At 55.3% G+C, this 18,253-nt stretch carries 15 protein-coding genes and 3 tRNA genes; 11 read left to right on the forward strand and 7 right to left on the reverse strand.

All coding sequences use genetic code 11. The features are described 5' to 3' along the window. Window positions 1–3 precede the first annotated feature (3 nt). Window positions 4–441: a CBS domain-containing protein gene (locus AC2FLG_RS01230; RefSeq protein ID WP_142634023.1), complete on the reverse strand. Its 438-nt coding sequence runs from the start codon at window positions 439–441 to the stop codon at window positions 4–6. Window positions 442–501: 60 nt separating this feature from the next. After that, window positions 502–1,404 carry a LysR family transcriptional regulator gene (locus AC2FLG_RS01235; RefSeq protein WP_496704679.1) on the reverse strand — a complete coding sequence of 301 codons (903 nt, stop codon included), beginning with the start codon at window positions 1,402–1,404 and terminating at the stop codon, window positions 502–504. A gap of 101 nt (window positions 1,405–1,505) precedes the next feature. Between AC2FLG_RS01235 and AC2FLG_RS01240 the strand changes: the two genes are divergently transcribed. Together AC2FLG_RS01240 and AC2FLG_RS01245 are read left to right on the forward strand one after the other, a co-directional pair. Continuing rightward, window positions 1,506–3,005: a CoA-acylating methylmalonate-semialdehyde dehydrogenase gene (locus AC2FLG_RS01240; RefSeq protein ID WP_142634027.1), complete on the forward strand. Its 1,500-nt coding sequence runs from the start codon at window positions 1,506–1,508 to the stop codon at window positions 3,003–3,005. Window positions 3,006–3,207: 202 nt separating this feature from the next. Further along, window positions 3,208–3,795, forward strand: a complete 588-nt coding sequence (locus tag AC2FLG_RS01245) for a L,D-transpeptidase (RefSeq protein WP_185956612.1) — start codon at window positions 3,208–3,210, stop codon at window positions 3,793–3,795. 55 nt (window positions 3,796–3,850) lie between these two features. On the opposite strand, the gene AC2FLG_RS01250 is transcribed toward AC2FLG_RS01245, so the two are convergent. Together AC2FLG_RS01250 and AC2FLG_RS01255 are read right to left on the reverse strand one after the other, a co-directional pair. Continuing rightward, window positions 3,851–4,327 (reverse strand): fasciclin domain-containing protein, encoded by a 477-nt coding sequence (locus AC2FLG_RS01250; protein ID WP_281972158.1) that lies wholly within the window; start codon window positions 4,325–4,327, stop codon window positions 3,851–3,853. A 77-nt stretch (window positions 4,328–4,404) separates the two neighbouring features. Continuing rightward, window positions 4,405–5,250, reverse strand: a complete 846-nt coding sequence (locus AC2FLG_RS01255; RefSeq protein WP_496704682.1) for a class I SAM-dependent methyltransferase — start codon at window positions 5,248–5,250, stop codon at window positions 4,405–4,407. Between the two features lie 144 nt (window positions 5,251–5,394). On the opposite strand from AC2FLG_RS01255, the gene AC2FLG_RS01260 reads away from it, so the two are divergent. The 6 genes from AC2FLG_RS01260 (at window position 5,395) to AC2FLG_RS01285 (ending at window position 10,995) form a co-directional block, all read left to right on the forward strand. Then, on the forward strand, window positions 5,395–6,510 hold the full coding sequence (locus AC2FLG_RS01260; protein ID WP_142634035.1) for a carboxylate-amine ligase: 1,116 nt from the start codon (window positions 5,395–5,397) through the stop codon (window positions 6,508–6,510). Between the two features lie 128 nt (window positions 6,511–6,638). Beyond that, window positions 6,639–7,781 carry an acyl-CoA dehydrogenase family protein gene (locus AC2FLG_RS01265; protein ID WP_142634037.1) on the forward strand — a complete coding sequence of 381 codons (1,143 nt, stop codon included), beginning with the start codon at window positions 6,639–6,641 and terminating at the stop codon, window positions 7,779–7,781. A gap of 7 nt (window positions 7,782–7,788) precedes the next feature. Further along, window positions 7,789–8,829, forward strand: coding sequence for an enoyl-CoA hydratase/isomerase family protein (locus tag AC2FLG_RS01270; protein ID WP_496704684.1), 1,041 nt, complete (start codon window positions 7,789–7,791; stop codon window positions 8,827–8,829). A gap of 3 nt (window positions 8,830–8,832) precedes the next feature. Next, window positions 8,833–9,705 carry a 3-hydroxyisobutyrate dehydrogenase gene (mmsB, locus tag AC2FLG_RS01275; RefSeq protein ID WP_496679606.1) on the forward strand — a complete coding sequence of 291 codons (873 nt, stop codon included), beginning with the start codon at window positions 8,833–8,835 and terminating at the stop codon, window positions 9,703–9,705. Window positions 9,706–9,799: 94 nt separating this feature from the next. Then, window positions 9,800–10,198, forward strand: coding sequence for a hypothetical protein (locus tag AC2FLG_RS01280; RefSeq protein ID WP_496691303.1), 399 nt, complete (start codon window positions 9,800–9,802; stop codon window positions 10,196–10,198). Between the two features lie 470 nt (window positions 10,199–10,668). Next, window positions 10,669–10,995 carry a site-2 protease family protein gene (locus AC2FLG_RS01285; protein WP_496704686.1) on the forward strand — a complete coding sequence of 109 codons (327 nt, stop codon included), beginning with the start codon at window positions 10,669–10,671 and terminating at the stop codon, window positions 10,993–10,995. Between the two features lie 17 nt (window positions 10,996–11,012). Here the strand turns inward: AC2FLG_RS01285 and uvrA are convergent, their stop codons facing one another. The 3 genes from uvrA to AC2FLG_RS01300 form a co-directional block, all read right to left on the reverse strand. Beyond that, entirely contained in the window at window positions 11,013–13,871 is a 2,859-nt protein-coding gene (gene uvrA / locus AC2FLG_RS01290) for an excinuclease ABC subunit UvrA (protein WP_496700230.1), read from the reverse strand. Window positions 13,872–14,039: 168 nt separating this feature from the next. Next, window positions 14,040–14,116 (reverse strand) — tRNA-Asp (locus AC2FLG_RS01295). A 44-nt stretch (window positions 14,117–14,160) separates the two neighbouring features. Beyond that, window positions 14,161–14,237 (reverse strand) — tRNA-Asp (locus AC2FLG_RS01300). Between the two features lie 562 nt (window positions 14,238–14,799). Between AC2FLG_RS01300 and AC2FLG_RS01305 the strand changes: the two genes are divergently transcribed. The 3 genes from AC2FLG_RS01305 (at window position 14,800) to AC2FLG_RS01315 (ending at window position 17,980) form a co-directional block, all read left to right on the forward strand. Further along, entirely contained in the window at window positions 14,800–16,626 is a 1,827-nt protein-coding gene (locus AC2FLG_RS01305) for a M10 family metallopeptidase C-terminal domain-containing protein (RefSeq protein ID WP_496704688.1), read from the forward strand. Window positions 16,627–16,769: 143 nt separating this feature from the next. Then, window positions 16,770–16,844 (forward strand) — tRNA-Val (locus AC2FLG_RS01310). Window positions 16,845–16,972: 128 nt separating this feature from the next. Further along, window positions 16,973–17,980, forward strand: a complete 1,008-nt coding sequence (locus AC2FLG_RS01315; protein WP_496704690.1) for a tyrosine-type recombinase/integrase — start codon at window positions 16,973–16,975, stop codon at window positions 17,978–17,980. Window positions 17,981–18,253 lie beyond the last annotated feature (273 nt).

Here is an 18,253-nt window from a genome sequence, read left to right on the forward strand (position 1 = left end):
GGCTTAATGGCCCATGATCATGCCTTCCAATGCGTCTTTTTCCATTGCCAGTTCGGAAAGCTGTGCTTTGACAACGTCGCCTAGGGTAACAATGCCAACGAGGTTACCGTCCTCAACAACCGGCATATGGCGAAAGCGCCCTTCGGTCATCCGCGACATTATATCCTGGACAGTATCCTGTTGCGTCGCTGTCACCAGCTCGCGGGTCATATACGCGCTTACGGGTTTTGATAGGCATCCGCTGCCGCTTGCGGCCAGTTCGCGCACAATGTCACGCTCTGATAAGATACCTGATGCGGTCTTACCGCCGTCTTCTGATACAACCACCGTTCCGATGCGCTTTTCTGCAAGGATTCCTGCAACCTCTGAAACTGTGCGCGAAGGAGCAACTGTCACCACGCCTCCGGTGGCTTTGGATTTCAGAATGGCCTGAACAAGCATTGACGTAACCTCCGAAATAACTTCGTGTTTTCCAAAGCGTTGCCGGAATGAAATAGCCTGTCAAGGTGAAGCTTCAGCCTCAAGCCGCTCAACTTCATCGCGAATCCCTTGGGACAGGGCCTGCGCGAACCGATTCAACCGCTCGTTTCGTTGGTCACCTTGATGTCGAACCAGATGAAAACTGCGTGTCAAACTCACTTGATCAACCAGTATTTTCTTCAACTTCGGGTGAAATGGCAGTGTGAAATCATGCGCAATGCAGATCCCTGATCCCTGCGAAACCTGCCGCAGTTGGACAGAGACCGAATTCGAGGCCAGCGCGACACGGTCAACACCTAGATCGACCAGATAGTCCAGTTCGCGGTCGAATATCATATCAGGTATGTATCCGATCATACGATGCCCCCCTAACGTGCTGATGGAATGAACCGCAGGGTGATCGGCAAGGTATTCCTGCGTTGCGACAAGATGAAGTTTGTAGTCGGTAATTTTCTGTACAAGCAGTTTTCCAGCGGTCGGTGCACTAACGGTCACGGCCATATCGGCTTCACGGCGGGAAAGGTTGATGACGCGCGGCAGGGCCAGAATTTGTATGTCCAGATTGGGATTGGCGTCACAAATCTTGCCACACACCTGCGGCAACAAGTAGTTCGCACACCCGTCCGGTGCGCCGATCCGGATTTGCCCGCTCAACCTCTCAGATGGTTCTGCCATGGCGCCTGCCGCAGCGCGCATCGCCTCTTCGGCTTTTAGACCGTGGTCCATCAAACGCTCACCAGCTGAGGTCAGCACATATCCCTGCTGCGATTTGGCGAACAGCGGCGCATCCAGAGACGCTTCCAACCGCGCTACACGGCGTCCGACCGTAGCCGGGTCAATCCGAAGTAATCGTCCCGCCGCCGAAAGGCTTTCTTCGCGGGCTACGGCCAGAAAGACCCTCATATCATCCCAATTAGGTGTCACGCTTCACCTTTGCAATTTTGCAAAACACCTTTGGGACATTGCCTCTGTTCAAGCCATTTATGCAAGCCTATTCTGCGCGCAGACCTTCGGAGGAATTCGCAATGAACGAACTGTCCCATTTCATCAACGGTGAGAATGTCGCCGGCACGTCTGGCCGATATGATGACGTGTTCAACCCCGCTACCGGCGAGGTACAGTACAAATGCCCTATGGCAAGTGCTGCCGAGACCACAGCAGCCATTGCTAGCGCCGCAGCCGCACAACCGGCCTGGGGTGCAACGAACCCGCAAAAACGCGGGCGCGTGATGATGGCGATGGTTCACCTGATGAACCGCGACATGGACAAGCTGGCCGAAGCGCTCAGCCGCGAGCACGGCAAGACGATCCCTGACGCGAAAGGCGATCTGCAGCGCGGTCTGGAAGTGATCGAATACTGCATCGGTGCTCCGCAGATGTTGAAAGGCGAATTCACCGACAGTGCGGGCCCAGGCATCGACATGTATTCTATGCGCCAGCCTTTAGGGGTTGTGGCCTCGATCATGCCGTTCAACTTCCCGGCCATGATGCCTCTGTGGCATGTGGGCCCTGCCCTGGCCTGTGGCAACGCTGTTGTTCTGAAACCGTCCGAGCGCGATCCTTCAGTACCTTTGATGCTGGCGGAACTTTTCGTTGAGGCAGGTTTGCCCAAAGGTGTCTTCCAGGTGGTCAATGGCGACAAAGAGGCCGTGGACACGCTGTTGGACAGCGAGATCATTCAGGGCGTTTCCTTTGTAGGCTCGACCCCAATCGCGCAGTACATCTATTCGCGCGCCACGGCCAACGGCAAACGCGCGCAGTGTTTCGGCGGCGCCAAGAACCACATGATCGTCATGCCCGACGCCGATCTTGACCAGGCAGCAGATGCCCTGGTTGGCGCCGGTTTCGGCGCGGCCGGCGAACGCTGCATGGCCGTATCAGTTGCCGTCCCTGTCGGAGAGGATACCGCCGACGCGCTGATCGAAAAGCTTATTCCGCGTATCGAGAAACTGAAGGTCGGCCCCTACACCGCTGGGGATGATGTCGACATGGGGCCCGTCGTGACCGGTGCCGCCAAGGAACGCATTCTGGGCCTGATCAGCTCGGGCGTGGAACAGGGCGCCAAACTGGTTGTCGATAACCGTGACTTTAGCCTGCAGGGCTATGAGGACGGCTTCTTCGTCGGCCCGCATCTGTTCGACCACGTGACGCCCGAAATGGACATCTATAAGCAAGAGATCTTTGGCCCGGTTCTGTCGACCGTCCGCGCCGGGTCCTACGAAGAGGCGATTGGCCTGGCCATGGACCACGAATACGGCAACGGCACCGCGATCTTTACCCGTGACGGCGACACCGCGCGTGATTTTGCCAGCCGGATCAATATTGGCATGGTCGGTATCAACGTTCCGATCCCGGTTCCGTTGGCCTATCACACCTTTGGCGGCTGGAAGAAATCCATGTTCGGTGACCTGAACCAGCATGGTGCGGATAGCTTCAAATTCTATACACGCACAAAAACGGTCACCGCGCGTTGGCCGTCAGGCATCAAAGAAGGCGGCGAGTTCAACTTCAAAGCCATGGACTGATTCAAACGAAAGCGGCGGATCCACACAGCCCGGCCACCACTGGCCGGGCTTTTTTCAATACACGGCCAAGTTTCGCTTGTGATGTTCGCTTCACAATAAATTCACTCAACACTCCCTAGGAAATCTGATCAGCAAAACATAAGTTACACGCAGTTTCGCGCGAGCAGTTCCTGAACCGGAGGCCAATTTGTCAGATCCCCGCATGACCCGTCGCTCTGCATTGTTAGGTGCAGCGTCTCTGTTGATGACACCTGCACTGGTGCGCGCACAAAGCAGCGCCGATGCTTTCCCGCTTGACGAAGAGGCGATCAGCACACAGCTAGCTGTGCGGCGGAATGTCTCTTCATTCTCGCACCAGAATTGGCAGGATCACTTCGATGAGTTAGGTGTCGGCTGCCTGCTGGCAGATATCACAAGCCGCGCTGTACACTATTGGGGGGCTGACGGGACGTACAAACTGTACCCCAGCTCAGTCCCTATGAGCGAAGAACTCACAAGGCGTGGTTATACCGAAGTAGTACGCAAGCGCGAAAACCCAAGCTGGACCCCGACCGCCTCAATGCGCGAGCGCGACCCGAACCTGCCCATCCGAATTGAAGGTGGCGAGTCCGGAAATCCGCTGGGTACGCGGGCGATGTATCTGGGCTGGCCAGCATATCTGGTGCACGGCACGCACGATACACGCAAGATTGGACGCCAAAGTTCTTCTGGATGTATTGGCCTTTATAATCAGCATGTTGAAGAATTGTACCCGCTGGTTCAGGTTGGCACCAAGGTCAGATTGGTCTGACAGAACGCCCCGGCCATAACGGCCGGGGTTTTTGCTTGAACACGGTGGTTGCCAATTATTCCGGCAGGATCACCGCATCGACGACGTGGATCACGCCATTGCTGGCCTCGATATCGGCCTGCACAACCTTGGCGCCATTCACTTTGACGCCGTTTTTACCATTCACACTCAGGCGATCACCCTGCACGGTCAGAACTTTGGCGCGCTTGCCAGCGATGTCCCCAGACATGACTTTGGCCGGAACCACATGGTAAGTCAGGATTGCGACCAGTTGGTCTTTGTTCTCGGGCAGTAGCAGCGTTTCCACCGTCCCTTCGGGCAGTGCGGCAAAGGCCTCATCCGTGGGGGCAAAAACGGTGAACGGACCGTCCCCTTTCAGCGTATCGACCAGACCCGCCGCTTGAACCGCCGCGACCAGAGTGGTGAATGATCCGGCAGATACGGCGGTATCCACGATATCGGCGGCCTTCGCTTGAACCGGCAAGGTAAGTGCGATTGCGGCGGCGGCGCTCAGGAAAGTACGGCGAAACATATTTGAGATCTCCTATCCAGGTTGTTATGGAAAGGGGTACGGGCGTTTCGCTGCACCGGATCAATTTGGTGTCAGATTTATTTGACCTGAACCCAAATACTTTGCGCGCGCCCATCTTTCAAAAACGGCAGCGCCTCGACCGCATCTTGGCGATCCTGTTGCAAGAAGTATCCAGGCCAAAGCATTGAATATGCACTAGATTGCAACAATGCATGCAACATATATTGCTCGCCCCATCCCGGGCAGTCATAGAAGAACCGCTTGGGGTATTCGTAGGGTAGAAAAACATCGTGCACATGGATCACAACGCCTGGTTTTAAGGCCGGTATGATGCGACAGAACAGATGCGCGACATCATTGCTCATCCGGACAACATGGCTGGAATCGATGAACAGGATGTCACCCGCTTCAAGCTGTTCGAAGAGGGCTGGATCGACCTCTTCCAACCGTTTCTGTTCGAATTGATCGACTACATGCGCGATGTCCGCGCGCGGATAAGGATCAATCGCGGTGATTTGCGTCTGCAGCCCGCCATCCAATACAGCCTGCCGTGTCACGCGCGTTGAATTACCGCAGCCAACCTCAATCACCCGCTTGGGTTTGAAACGACGGACCATAAGATACAACGCATCCGCATCTGGGCTGTCATAATACCCGTTGCCGATCCTATACCCGGTTTGATTGCGGGACGGATCTTTCAATGCAGCCAAAGCGGCGGCATGTTCACCATATTCGGCTACCAGCTGCGAGATGTCGAAATCGGCCATTCCCGGTGACAACGTATAAGCCGGACGGGTCAGCCCGCCTGCCCTTTCGAACGCCTCCAGCCGGGCGCGCTCGTCCCGTTCCGTGACTTTGTCAATCAGCCTGACACCAAATCGGTCGAGAACGGCATTCAGCCGGGGGAATTTCCTGGGTTTCACACAAAGGCTCCGGGGTTCTTCTGAACTTTGACCCGTTCCTTACCGTTGCTAGCCCGATGACCGCAAGGACTCTGCCGGTAAACACTTGGCAAAAAGCGTATTTCCGTATTCACTGTTTCGCATAAAGCTAGAAAGAGGGCCGCCATGCAGCAGGAATACACGCTGGGCATTGAGGAAGAGTATCTTCTGGTCGACCGCGACAGCCTTGAACTTGCCCAAGCACCCGCTGCCCTGATGGAAGCCTGCCAGGCCGATTTTCAGGGCCAGGTCAGCCCTGAGTTTCTGCAGTGCCAGATCGAGGTTGGCACCCGCCCCCATGCGACGATCCGCACGGCCCGAGAAGATTTGAAACGCCTGAGGGCGGGTGTGGCGGATCGGTCCGCCGAATACAATCTGGCCCCGATTGCTGTGTCCTGCCACCCCTTTGCGGACTGGAAGAAACAGCACCACACGCGCCGAGAGCGCTATGACGCCTTGCAGCATGCCCTGGGCGGTGTCGCGCGACGGATGCTGATCTGCGGGATGCATGTGCATGTCGGTGTTGAAGAACCCTCCTTGCGGGCCGACCTGATGCCGCAGCTTTCCTATTTCCTGCCGCATCTGTTGGCGCTCTCCACATCCTCGCCCTATTGGAACGGAGAGGATACCGGCCTGTCTTCCTATCGTCTGACCGTGTTCGACAACCTGCCCCGCACCGGATTACCACCGGTCCTGGCAAGTTGGTCGGAATATGAACGTACGACAGGCATTCTGGTCGAACTTGGCGTGATCGAGGATACCTCGAAAATCTGGTGGGATTTGCGACCTTCTCATCGCTTTCCAACGCTCGAAACACGCATAATGGACGTGCAGCCGAGGTTGGAGCACACATTGTCGCTGGCCGCCATGGTGCAGGCGCTGGTTCGAATGTTGTGCCGTCTGAAAGACCGCAATTTGCGTTGGCGGCAATATGACAGGTTCCTGATTGGTGAAAACCGGTGGCGTGCGCAGCGTTACGGAGTCGGCGAAGGCATGATTGATTTCGGGGATCGATCCATCAAGCCCATGCCGGAACTTATGGGTGAACTGATGGGTATGCTGGCCGAAGATGCCGAAGCACTGGGCACCATGACTGAACTTGCCCGGCTACAGCAAATCGCACAAAACGGCACATCTGCCACGCGGCAACGACGTGTTCACGCCGAAGCGACGGCCAAAGGTGCGGATGCAGGCAGGGCTGTGGTTCAGCATCTGATCGAAGAATTCCATCAGGATTTATGACCTGCCTCAAAGTATGATCTAATCGTTTTCGCAATATCCCTGTCAGGAATTGCTGGGCGTGCAAAATTTCTGTAAGAATCAGGAAATAAACACTCGTTCAATTCATCCGGCGACGTGGGAGGAAACCAATGGATTTTGCACCAACCGAAGAGCAAACTGCTATCTTCGATATGGCCTATGAGTTCGGGCAGGAGCATATCGCACCCTTCGCCCGGCAATGGGAGGCAGATGGCACTATTCCCAAAGACCTTTGGCCCCGTGTAGGGGAGCTTGGCTTTGGCGGTCTCTATGTGTCCGAAGATAGTGGCGGTTCCGGTCTTAGTAGGCTGGATGCGACGATGGTGTTCGAGGCCCTTTCGATGGCTTGCCCTTCAGTTGCGGCCTTCCTGACGATCCACAACATGTGCGCCAAGATGTTGGACACATTTGCCGCGGATGAGCTGAAATCGCGGATCATGCCGGATATTCTTAACCTGAACACAGTCCTCAGCTACTGCCTGACCGAACCCGGATCAGGCTCGGACGCAGCCGCGCTGAAAACTCGCGCCGAACGCACGAACGAAGGTTATACGCTGAACGGAACAAAGGCCTTCATCTCGGGCGGCGGATACTCAGATGCTTATGTCTGTATGGTGCGCACCGGACAGGATGGTCCCAAAGGGATTTCAACCCTGTATGTCGAAGATGGCACTCCAGGTCTTAGCTTTGGCGCGCTTGAACAAAAGATGGGCTGGAAAAGCCAACCAACGGCGCAGGTTCAGTTTGACGACTGCAAAGTTCCGGCGGGCAATCTGGTGGGTACAGAAGGTGACGGATTCAAATATGCGATGATGGGCCTGGATGGCGGTCGCTTGAATATTGCCTCATGTTCTTTGGGGGCGGCACAAGCAGGTCTGAACATGACGCTTCAGTATATGTCCGAGCGTCAGGCATTCGGGAAGTCGATTGATCAGTTTCAAGCGCTGCAGTTCAGGCTTGCGGATATGGAAATAGAATTGCAGGCGGCCCGGACGTTCTTGCGTCAGGCAGCCTGGAAACTGGACACGGGCGCACCGGACGCCACCAAGTTTTGTGCAATGGCCAAGAAATTCGTGACTGAAACCGGATCAAAAGTGGTCGACCAATGCCTGCAACTGCACGGCGGTTATGGGTATCTCGCCGATTACGGTATCGAAAAGCTTGTCCGCGACTTGCGCGTTCATCAAATTCTGGAAGGCACAAACGAGATCATGCGCGTCATTGTTTCTCGTCAGATGCTTGCCCAACGCTGAGACCCCGATGTCAGATATTGAAATTCACACTACCGGCCGCGCTGGACGCATCACTCTGACACGCCCCAAGTCTTTGAACGCGCTGAGTTATGACATGTGCATGGCGATAGATACGGCCATGCGCAACTGGCGCGAGGACGAGTCAGTTGACCTGATCATACTGGACGCCGTTGGCGATAAAGCATTTTGCGCCGGGGGAGATATCGCAGAGCTTTATGATACCGGGTGCAAAGGCGACTTTGCCTATGGGCAGACTTTCTGGCGCGATGAATACAGGCTGAATGCACTGATTTTCGAATACCCCAAGCCCGTGGTCAGTTTCCTACAAGGGTTTACTATGGGTGGCGGCGTCGGAATTGGGTGCCATGGAAGCCACCGCATAGTCGGTGAAACATCTCAGATTGCCCTGCCCGAGTGCTCTATCGGTTTGGTGCCGGATGTTGGTGGCTCTCTGATGCTCGCGCTGGCTCCGGGTCGACTGGGAGAATACTTGGGCACAACAGGTCACCGAATGGGCCCTGCGGACGCCATTTATGCGGGCTTTGCCGACCATTTTATCCCCATTGAAGAATGGCCCGGCCTGATCGAACTGCTCGAAGCTTCCGGGAGCACAGACCTGTTGGTCGAGCATTCCCAGATGCCACCCACAGGTAACCTTGAAAAGGTCCAGGCGGAAATCGACGTGCTTTTCAATGGCGAGGGGTTGAACGACATCCTCAACGCGTTGCGCTTCTCCGAAACCCCGTTCTCTGACGCGGCGCAAAAGTTGATGGGCCGCAACTCTCCACTATCGGTGGCTTGTACCATTGAAATGATTCATCGGCTTAAGGCGCTGGATCTGTCGATCCGAAAAGCTCTGGAGATGGAATACCGCTTTACGGCGCGCGCCATGGAACACGGAGATTTTCTGGAAGGCATCCGCGCGCAGATCATAGACAAGGATCGCTCTCCAAATTGGCGTCACCATGGCAAACCTGTTCCCGCCGTGGATATTTCCGCAATGCTGCGGCCCCTGGGCAGCGTCGCCCTGACATTCGAGGAGGATTAAAGAATGAAAATCGGGTTTATCGGCCTTGGAAACATGGGCAATCCAATGGCAGTCAATCTTGCCAATGCCGGGCATGAAGTCGCTGGGTTTGATATGGCCGAGGTGTCGGTTTCCGGTGTTACTTTGACTGGGTCAGGGGCCGACGCTGCAAAAGACGCAGACATCGTCATCACCATGCTTCCGAATGGCCAGATACTTCGATCCGTCGCAAATGAGATCATTCCAGCGATGAATGAAGGGGCCGTCTGGGTCGATTGTTCGACAGTGGATGTCGACAGCGCCCGAGCTGTTGCCGATATGGCATTGGCTGCGGGAGTTTTGGCCGTCGACGCACCCGTCTCGGGCGGTATCGGAGGCGCCTCGGCTGGGACACTGACATTCATGGCAGGTGGAAGCGCCGAGGCATTCGAAAAAGCCCGGCCCTTGTTCGACATCATGGGGCAAAAGGCAGTACATTGCGGAGACGCGGGCGCGGGTCAGGCGGCCAAGATCTGCAACAACATGATTTTGGGCGTCACCATGATTGCAACCTGCGAGGCCTTCGCGCTGGCCGACAAGTTGGGGCTGGACCGGCAGAAAATGTTCGACGTTGTCAGCACCTCCTCGGGCTATAGCTGGACGATGAACGCATACTGCCCTGCCCCCGGTATCGGCCCGCAAAGCCCGGCCGACAATGGTTATCAACCCGGCTTTGCCGCCGAACTGATGTTGAAAGACCTGCGCCTCAGTCAGCAGGCGGCGGAAAGCTCGGATGCCGACACCCCAATGGGGATGATGGCGACCGAGCTGTATCAGCAATTCGTCGAAAGCGAAGATGGGCTGGGGCTGGACTTCTCGGCCATGCTTCCGCGATTTGAAAAGCGCGGTCGGAACTAGGATGCCCTTGGGCGGCTTCCTGCCCATAGGGTTGACCCCTTTCCTGCCGATGTCCATCTAATGGAGAGGTTCAGCATCGATTCTTGGGGCTACGATGACGCATAATTTGGTCAAAGCGCTTACTGTTCTTGCTCTGGTCGTGACCCCGGTGGCGGCCATGGCCGGTAACGGGAAGGGAAACGGCAAGAACAAGAATAGCAATAAGGTCATCCGCATTGCGCCTCAGGGCGGTATTGTTGCAACTGGAAACGCCGTCCACTGCCCGCCGGGGCTGGCCAAGAAAAACGTACCCTGTGTCCCTCCGGGACAGGCCAAAAAGCTTTACAGAAATGGCGAGTTTATCAATGGCGACTATCGCTGGATTGATGATCCGTTTCGGTATGGGCTGAATAGGGGAAGCTATGTCCGCGCAGGCGACTACGTGTATCGAGTCGACCCAAATACACGCAAAGTTCTGAACCTGATCGGCGCGGTTGCAGACATCCTGAACTGACAAGCGCGGCCTGAATTCAAGCGGGCGAAAACCAACCTCAGTCGATTTGAGAAAGTAAGCAGGCTCGGGCATTTTCTGGCCTGTTTAAAATTTTGAAGCGATCTAACATCACCATAAACCTCACTATTTCGAGGTTTTATTATGAATACTGAATACGTGCTATTTGAGTCCCGCGACCGATGGAACGTACCGATACATTTCAGCCAAAGCCTTATTTTCTGGTTTTGATCGTTGTCGGATTTAACGTCGATCCGGTCAACCTGCCCTATGCGCTCGCCTTCGTGGCGATTTAGTTGATTTCGATTCTCCTGCACGAGTAGGGCCACGCATGGGGCTGTCTTGCGCAAGGCGTGCCAGTCAATCGAGTCGTCCTTTTTTGGGGGCGGCGGATTCTGCGAACATCGCCGGTCAACCTCGGCATATGAAGACGAATTGATTGTGGCCATGGGGCCGATTGTGAACCTGACCCTGTGGACCGTGTGTTCATCGCTGGAACCGTTTCCAGCTCGCCCGAAATTCGCTGGGTTCTGGTGGTGACGGCAGAGCTAAACCTGTGGCTGGCGCTGTTTAACATGCTGCCCCTGATGCCGCTGGATGGGGGGCGTCTGCTCTTTGCTTTGCTCACGCGCATTATGTCGGCGAACTCAGCCGCACGCGTTTACGGGTTTATTGGGCTGGTTGGCGCTCTGCTGTGGATCCCGATGATGATCTTTGCCTATGTCAGCTTCGGCTTCGTGTTCCTGTTCTTTCCGCCAATACTGCGCCACTGGCAGACGCTGCGATACGCCAGATACTGAAGTTGCCGCGACGGAGGTTATTCCGCCGCGACCCGCTCGGGGTTCAGCAACTGTTTCAAATACCTGCCCGTATGGCTGCGTTCCACAGCAACAACATCTTCGGGTGTTCCCGTGGCGACAATTTCACCACCACCGTCACCGCCTTCGGGCCCGATATCAATGATGTGGTCGGCCGTTTTGACAACATCCAGATTGTGTTCGATCACAACAACCGTGTTACCCTGATCAACCAATTCATGCAGCACTTCCAACAGCTTGCGGACGTCTTCGAAATGAAGACCGGTCGTCGGCTCATCCAGAATGTAAAGCGTCCGACCAGTTGAGCGTTTGGAGAGTTCTTTTGACAGCTTCACCCGCTGCGCTTCACCGCCCGACAGGGTCGTCGCCTGTTGCCCGACCTTGATATACCCCAGACCGACCCGCGCCAGCGCGTCCATCTTATCGCGGATCGACGGCACGGCTTTGAAGAACTCTTGTGCATCTTCCACTGTCATATCAAGGACATCCGCGATGGACTTGCCCTTGAACTTGATCTCGAGCGTTTCCCGATTGTACCGCGCGCCTTTGCAGGTTTCGCAGGTTACATAGACATCGGGCAGAAAGTGCATTTCGATCTTGATGACGCCGTCGCCCTGACAAGCCTCGCACCGACCGCCTTTGACGTTAAAGCTGAACCGGCCAGGCTTGTACCCTCGCGCCTTGGCCTCGGGCAGACCGGCGAACCAGTCACGGATCGGCGTGAACGCCCCGGTATACGTGGCCGGGTTGGAGCGTGGTGTACGCCCGATGGGCCGCTGGTCGATGTCGATCACCTTGTCCAGATGCTCGAGCCCTTTGATCGTCTCACACGGTGCAGGTGTCTGCCGCGCGCCGTTCAACCGCATTGAGGCTGTCTTGAACAGGGTTTCAATCGTCAATGTCGATTTCCCACCGCCCGATACGCCGGTCACGCAGACGAATTTGCCCAGAGGGAAATCAGCGGTCACCTTCTTCAGATTGTTCCCGGTGGCCTTGACCACAGTAACTTTCTTTTTGTTCCCCTTCCGCCGCTCGGACGGCACCGGAATTTCGCGGGTGCCTGACAGGTATTGGCCGGTGATCGAGGCTGCATCGGTCGCGATCTCGGACGGGGTACCATGGCTAACCACCTGCCCACCATGCACACCCGCACCCGGACCGATGTCAAAGACATAGTCGGCCTCGCGGATGGCTTCCTCGTCATGTTCTACGACGATGACCGTGTTCCCCTGATCCCTCAGGTTTTTGAGTGTACCCAGCAAGCGGTCATTGTCGCGCTGATGCAACCCGATCGAAGGTTCGTCCAGTACATACAACACCCCGGTCAGACCCGAACCGATCTGGCTGGCCAGACGGATACGCTGGCTTTCCCCGCCCGAAAGCGTTCCACTTGAACGTGACAGCGTAAGGTACTCCAAACCAACGTTATTCAGAAATCCTAAACGCTCGCGGATCTCTTTGAGGATCACCCGCGCGATTTCATTTTTCTGAGCACTCAGATGGTTCGGAGCATCCTCAACCCAAGCCAGCGCCTCGCGGATCGACATCTGCACGACCTGCCCGACATGCAATCCGGCGATCTTGACGGCCAACGCCTCGGCCCGCAGTCGATAGCCTTCGCAACTGCCGCAGGACCGGTTGTTTTGATAGCGTTCGAATTCTTCGCGTATCCAGGCGCTGTCAGTCTCGCGATAGCGGCGCTCCATATTCGGGATAACGCCTTCGAAACTGCGGGTTACCTGATATACCCGGCCACCCTCGTCATAGCGGAACTGGATTTCTTCCTCACCCGACCCGCGCAGGAAAACCTGCTGCACCTTTTCGGGCAAATCTTTCCACGGCGTGTTTTTGTCGAACTCATAATGTCGCGCGATGGCTTCGATGGTCTGCAGAAAATACGGCGACTTACCTTTGCGCCAGGGTGCCAAGGCGCCGTCATACAGTTTCAGTGTCTGATCCGGAACGACAAGGCGTTCATCAAAGAACAGCTCGACACCCAGCCCGTCGCAATCCTGACAGGCCCCAAAGGGTGCATTGAAGGAAAACAGGCGCGGTTCAATCTCGGGGATGGTGAAGCCACTGACAGGACAGGCAAAATTCTCGCTGAACGTAATCCGCTCCGGGTCGCCTTCACGCGGTGCGGTTTCCAAAATCGCAATGCCATCGGCCAAATCAAGCGCCGTGCGCAAGCTGTCCGCCAACCGCGTTTCCATACCTTCGCGCACGACCAACCGGTCGACCACAACGTCGATGTCATGGCGGAATTTCTTGTCCAGTGTCGGCGGCTCGTCCAGCTCATGAAACGCGCCATCAACCTTGACGCGTTGAAACCCCTGCTTGCGCAGCTCCAGAAACTCTTTCTTATACTCGCCCTTTCGGTCCCGAACGATCGGGGCCAGGAGATACCCTCGCGTGCCCTCCTCCATCGTCATGATCCGGTCGACCATATCCTGCACCTGCTGGGCTTCGATCGGCTTGCCCGTGGCAGGGCTGAACGGTGTACCAGCGCGGGCAAACAGCAGGCGCAGATAGTCGTAAATCTCGGTCACGGTTCCCACGGTAGACCGTGGGTTCTTTGAGGTCGTCTTCTGTTCGATGGAAATAGCCGGAGATAGACCACTGATATGGTCCACATCTGGCTTTTCCATCATATCCAGAAATTGCCGGGCATAGGCCGACAGGCTTTCGACATACCGGCGCTGCCCTTCCGCATAGATCGTGTCAAAGGCAAGCGACGACTTGCCCGAGCCTGACAGACCAGTGATGACCACAAGCTGGTCACGCGGAATATCCACGTCAATGCCTTTGAGGTTATGTTCGCGCGCGCCGCGCACCTCGATATTCTTCAGCTCAGCCATGTTTGGCCCCCAACACATAAGTGTCCTAGAGATAAGCGAGCCACACTGAGTCTCCAACAGAAAAGTTAGAACAAAATGTGAACGAGAGAGATGTTGCCGCCACCTACTGACAACAACACCAATAGAGTCACCCGGTAAACGGTATGATTTCTGAAAACTAGTGGAAAATGGCGCGGTTGACGGGGCTCGAACCCGCGACCCCCGGCGTGACAGGCCGGTACTCTAACCAGCTGAGCTACAACCGCGCATCTATTTCGTGGCCTTTACCCTGGACCAAGGATGGCAGCGATGGCGCGGTTGACGGGGCTCGAACCCGCGACCCCCGGCGTGACAGGCCGGTACTCTAACCAACTGAGCTACAACCGCCCGCTGCCCGTTCGTTGCTGAACGTTGGGGTGTATTATGGCCACGCCCGGACATCGTCAAGCGGCGAATTGAAGTTTTTTCTCAGAACGTAATTTTTGTTAGAGATGTTTTCTCGTCACACAACGAATGGCCAAATAGAAACCAGCCGATAATTCACGACCCGCTGCCTTTGACCAGACAAAAATATTCTGAAACCTTGAGCAGCACATCACCTGGCATGGGTCCGCTAGATCCAGATCTCAGGACAGCCCCCAAACTCTTCCCCAAGCTTATTCTGGCATAATCCCAAAGCGAACAGTCATATCAACTTGCTGGCAGAGAGTTACCCAAAGCTTACCGCGTTCTGCCTCATTTCAACCACAAATGGTCTGCAAGACGATTACAAACACCTCTGCCAAAAGAGACTTCATACGCTCGGTTGATCCTCGGGCCAAAACGTTGGAAATTCCTGATGCCAAAGGAAGAATTACCGATTCTAGAACCGGTCAATATATACGGCGCCAATTTTGTATTCCGGAAAAACCGGGAACAAACGGCGTGTTAGACAAGGAAGAAATTTAAGATGTCAGTTGCCAGCACAACTTCTCCGGGTGCAAATGTTACCGGCCATGTTTATGTAGACAGCCTGATTTGGGGCACGTCTTGGGACACCAGCGCCGGAGGCGTCAGTGCTCCGGGCACAATCACATACTCCTTCGATGATGGATCGTTAGGTCGCCGTGGCTTTGCCTCCTACATGAAGGAAGCAATCCGCAAAGCATTTGCAATTATCGAAACGATCATTCCGATCGAGTTCAACGAAGTCGGCTTTCTGACACCAGCAGGCGAGATTAATGACGTTAACATCACCTACGCTTTGCTGACCCAAAACGATCTTGGCGGACCCGGATCTCTTGGTGTCCATCAAGTTCCGGGTGACGACCCCCTGCTGCAGGATTCTGGCATCGACGCCCTGTTCGGCATCTTTGCCTATGATACGCCTCTGTTTAGCAAAGAGGCCCTACGCAAAGGCGGTGAAGGCTTCGCGACAATCATTCACGAGATTCTTCACGGCCTTGGTCTAGCCCACCCACATGATGAAGGCGGCAGCTCGACTATTTTTCCGGGGGTTACGCAGCCCTTCGACGACTACGGGACAGATGGGCAGAACCAGGGTGTTTACACCATCATGTCCTACAACTCGGGCTATCCCGAAGTTGTTCCTCTGAAGACATATAAGGCTGGCGGCACGGCCTCGCCTATGGCCCTGGATATCGCCGCGTTGCAGGCCATCTACGGAACGACGGATCACAATACCGACGATAACGTCTATAAAATCAAAGGCAAGAATGGCGCCGGAACATTCTGGACATCCATCTGGGATACAGATGGAATCGATACAATTTCGGCAAAGCGTGTTGATCGCAGCGTCACGATCAACCTCAATGACGCAGATCTTGATGGCAGCGATGCAGGTGGCACTCCTTCCCATGCCAAAGGCGTAACCGGTGGATTTACGATCGCAAATGGGGTCGTCATTGAGAATGCGCAGGGCGGCAACAAGGGCGACATCATCGTCGGGAATGAAGTTGATAACCGGTTGGAAGGATTTGGCGGTAGCGATGTTATTTCTGCTGGCGAGGGTAATGACATTGTTCTTGGGGGTGGCGGCAATGACACCCTGACCGGAGGTCTTGGAAACGACGAACTGTACGGCCACAAGGGCACGGACAACTTTGTAGCCGAGGACAGCGACGGCGACGATATCATTGACGGCGGAGAGGGCCTGGATTGGTTGCGTTATATCGGCACAAGCGCCGTAACCGTTGATTTGTCTGACACCAATGCACAGGCAACCGGATACGGAACCGATACCATTACGGGTGTCGAAAACGTCGATGGGTCCGAGCAAAATGACGACATTGCAGGTACGGACGGTCGAAACATCCTGCAGGGTAATGGAGGGTCTGACCGCCTGGACGGGGGCCTTGGCAAAGATACCCTGAATGGTGGCGCAGGCAGCGATACTTTGATCGGTGGTGCCGGAAGGGACACCATGACCGGCGGCGAAGGGGCCGATGAGTTTGTGTTCACGTCAACAACCGAAAGTTCGCGCAAAGCAAAATATGCCGACCGGATTACCGATTTCACTCAGGGTGAAGACAAGATCGACCTAAGTGCGATCGACGCAAGCACCGTAATTGACGGCGATGATTCATTTGTCTTCAACGGTACAACACCCGCCCAGACGTCGGACGACGGCGAAATCTATTACGTCAAGAAAAACAACGCAGGCACCAAGAACGACTTCACACTTGTTCTTGTGGATACTGACGGCGACAAAAATCCTGAGATGGTTATCAAGATCTCTGGCTTGCACGATCTGACCCAGGACGATTTCATTCTTTGACATCAAAAAAGTGAAAGGGCGGCCCCACAAGGCCGCCCGTTTATGGGCACCTCGACTAGGCATTTGCAGGGTAACCCCCGGGGCCCAAAAGGCGCAAAGACCTCTTGCGGCTTTGCTGAACTCCTTATAAGACCCCTGCTCACGGGTGATTAGCTCAGTGGTAGAGCGCTTCGTTCACATCGAAGATGTCAGGAGTTCAAATCTCTTATCACCCACCATTCCTCTCACGATTTATCAAGGTCTTACGCGACTAGCACTTCTCGCTGTGCTGCGCGTGAAGTTGTGTCCGCTGCACCTCCGCTGCACTTAAATGGAAAAGATGTCTCCAACACAGGAGATATTGACCATGGCAACAATCGTAAAGCGGCCTAGCGGAAAATGGCAGGCGACGGTGCGAAAGGACGGACGATCCCGATCTAAGTCCTTTCTAAAGCGTGCTGATGCGACCAAGTGGGCACGTGAAACAGAGTTGAGCGCTGACAGAGGATTGCTAACCTCAAACGCAGCTGCCAACGCGTCAGAGATGACTTTGGGGGATGTGCTTCGTAAGTACCAGGACAACGTGACGAGCGCAAAACGGTGCGCGAAAAACGAAAGCTATGCAATCAATGGGTTCTTGAGGAAGTGTCGCAAGCTGGCCAGGATGAAGGTCAACAAGCTGCGGTCCGCTGACTTTATCCACTATCGTGACCAGCGCGTTAAATCCATGAAGGCGGCGACTGTGGTGAGGGAACTAGGTTGGTTGCAACACGCCCTTGATGTCGCCTGTGAGGATTGGGGGCAGAACCTGCCACAGGGGAACCCGGTCAAGCCTATCCGGCGACCCAAGATCGACAACCGCCGCGAGAGACGATTGCAGCACGGAGAATGGCAGGCTTTGTTGGGTGCTGTGAACCAAGCTCGGTCTCCATTGATGAAGCCGTTGCTGACGCTGGCTTTGGCGACCGGGATGCGCCGAGGGGAGTTATTATCAATGCAATGGAAGCATGTAGACCTTGAGCGTCGAACAGTGTTCTTGCCCCAAACAAAAAATGGTCGCGCCCGTACTGTTCCACTCAGCCCTAATGCCGTTGCCGTATTGATGGACCTGCCACGCGGTGACGACCGCTGTTTGACCCTTTCTGGTAACTCTGTGCGATTAGCCTTTGAACGTCTCAGGCAACGGGCGGGCGTCGTTGACCTTACATTTCATGATATTCGGCACGAGGCCGTGTCCCGCTTTGTGGAAAGCGGGTTATCGTTGGCGCAGGTCCAAATGATCAGCGGACATCGGGATTTGCGGATGCTGATGCGTTACACCCACCTGCAGACCGATGACATCGTGGCAAAGTTGGCAGCCATCGAACATGCCTAAATCGGCGTGATGCTGTGCAGGGTGGTCGTAGTCTCTCGATGCGTCAGTTTTTGACCACCCTACTCCCGATCAAGCGACAACACTGCTCCCCTAGCCTTTTGGCTGTCCCGTGGCTGGCTTTCTGTCCCGCACACATTTGGAAATGGCATTAACCCTTCCTCTTGTGAACACACAGGCGCAAACCCTCCGTCTTGTGAACTAACAAGCGTTACCACTCCCTCATTTGAGCAAAACCCCTCCCTCAGTTGAGCATACAGGTTTCGCTTGGTCAGT

The organism is Ruegeria sp. CDSA193 (assembly GCF_059611885.1).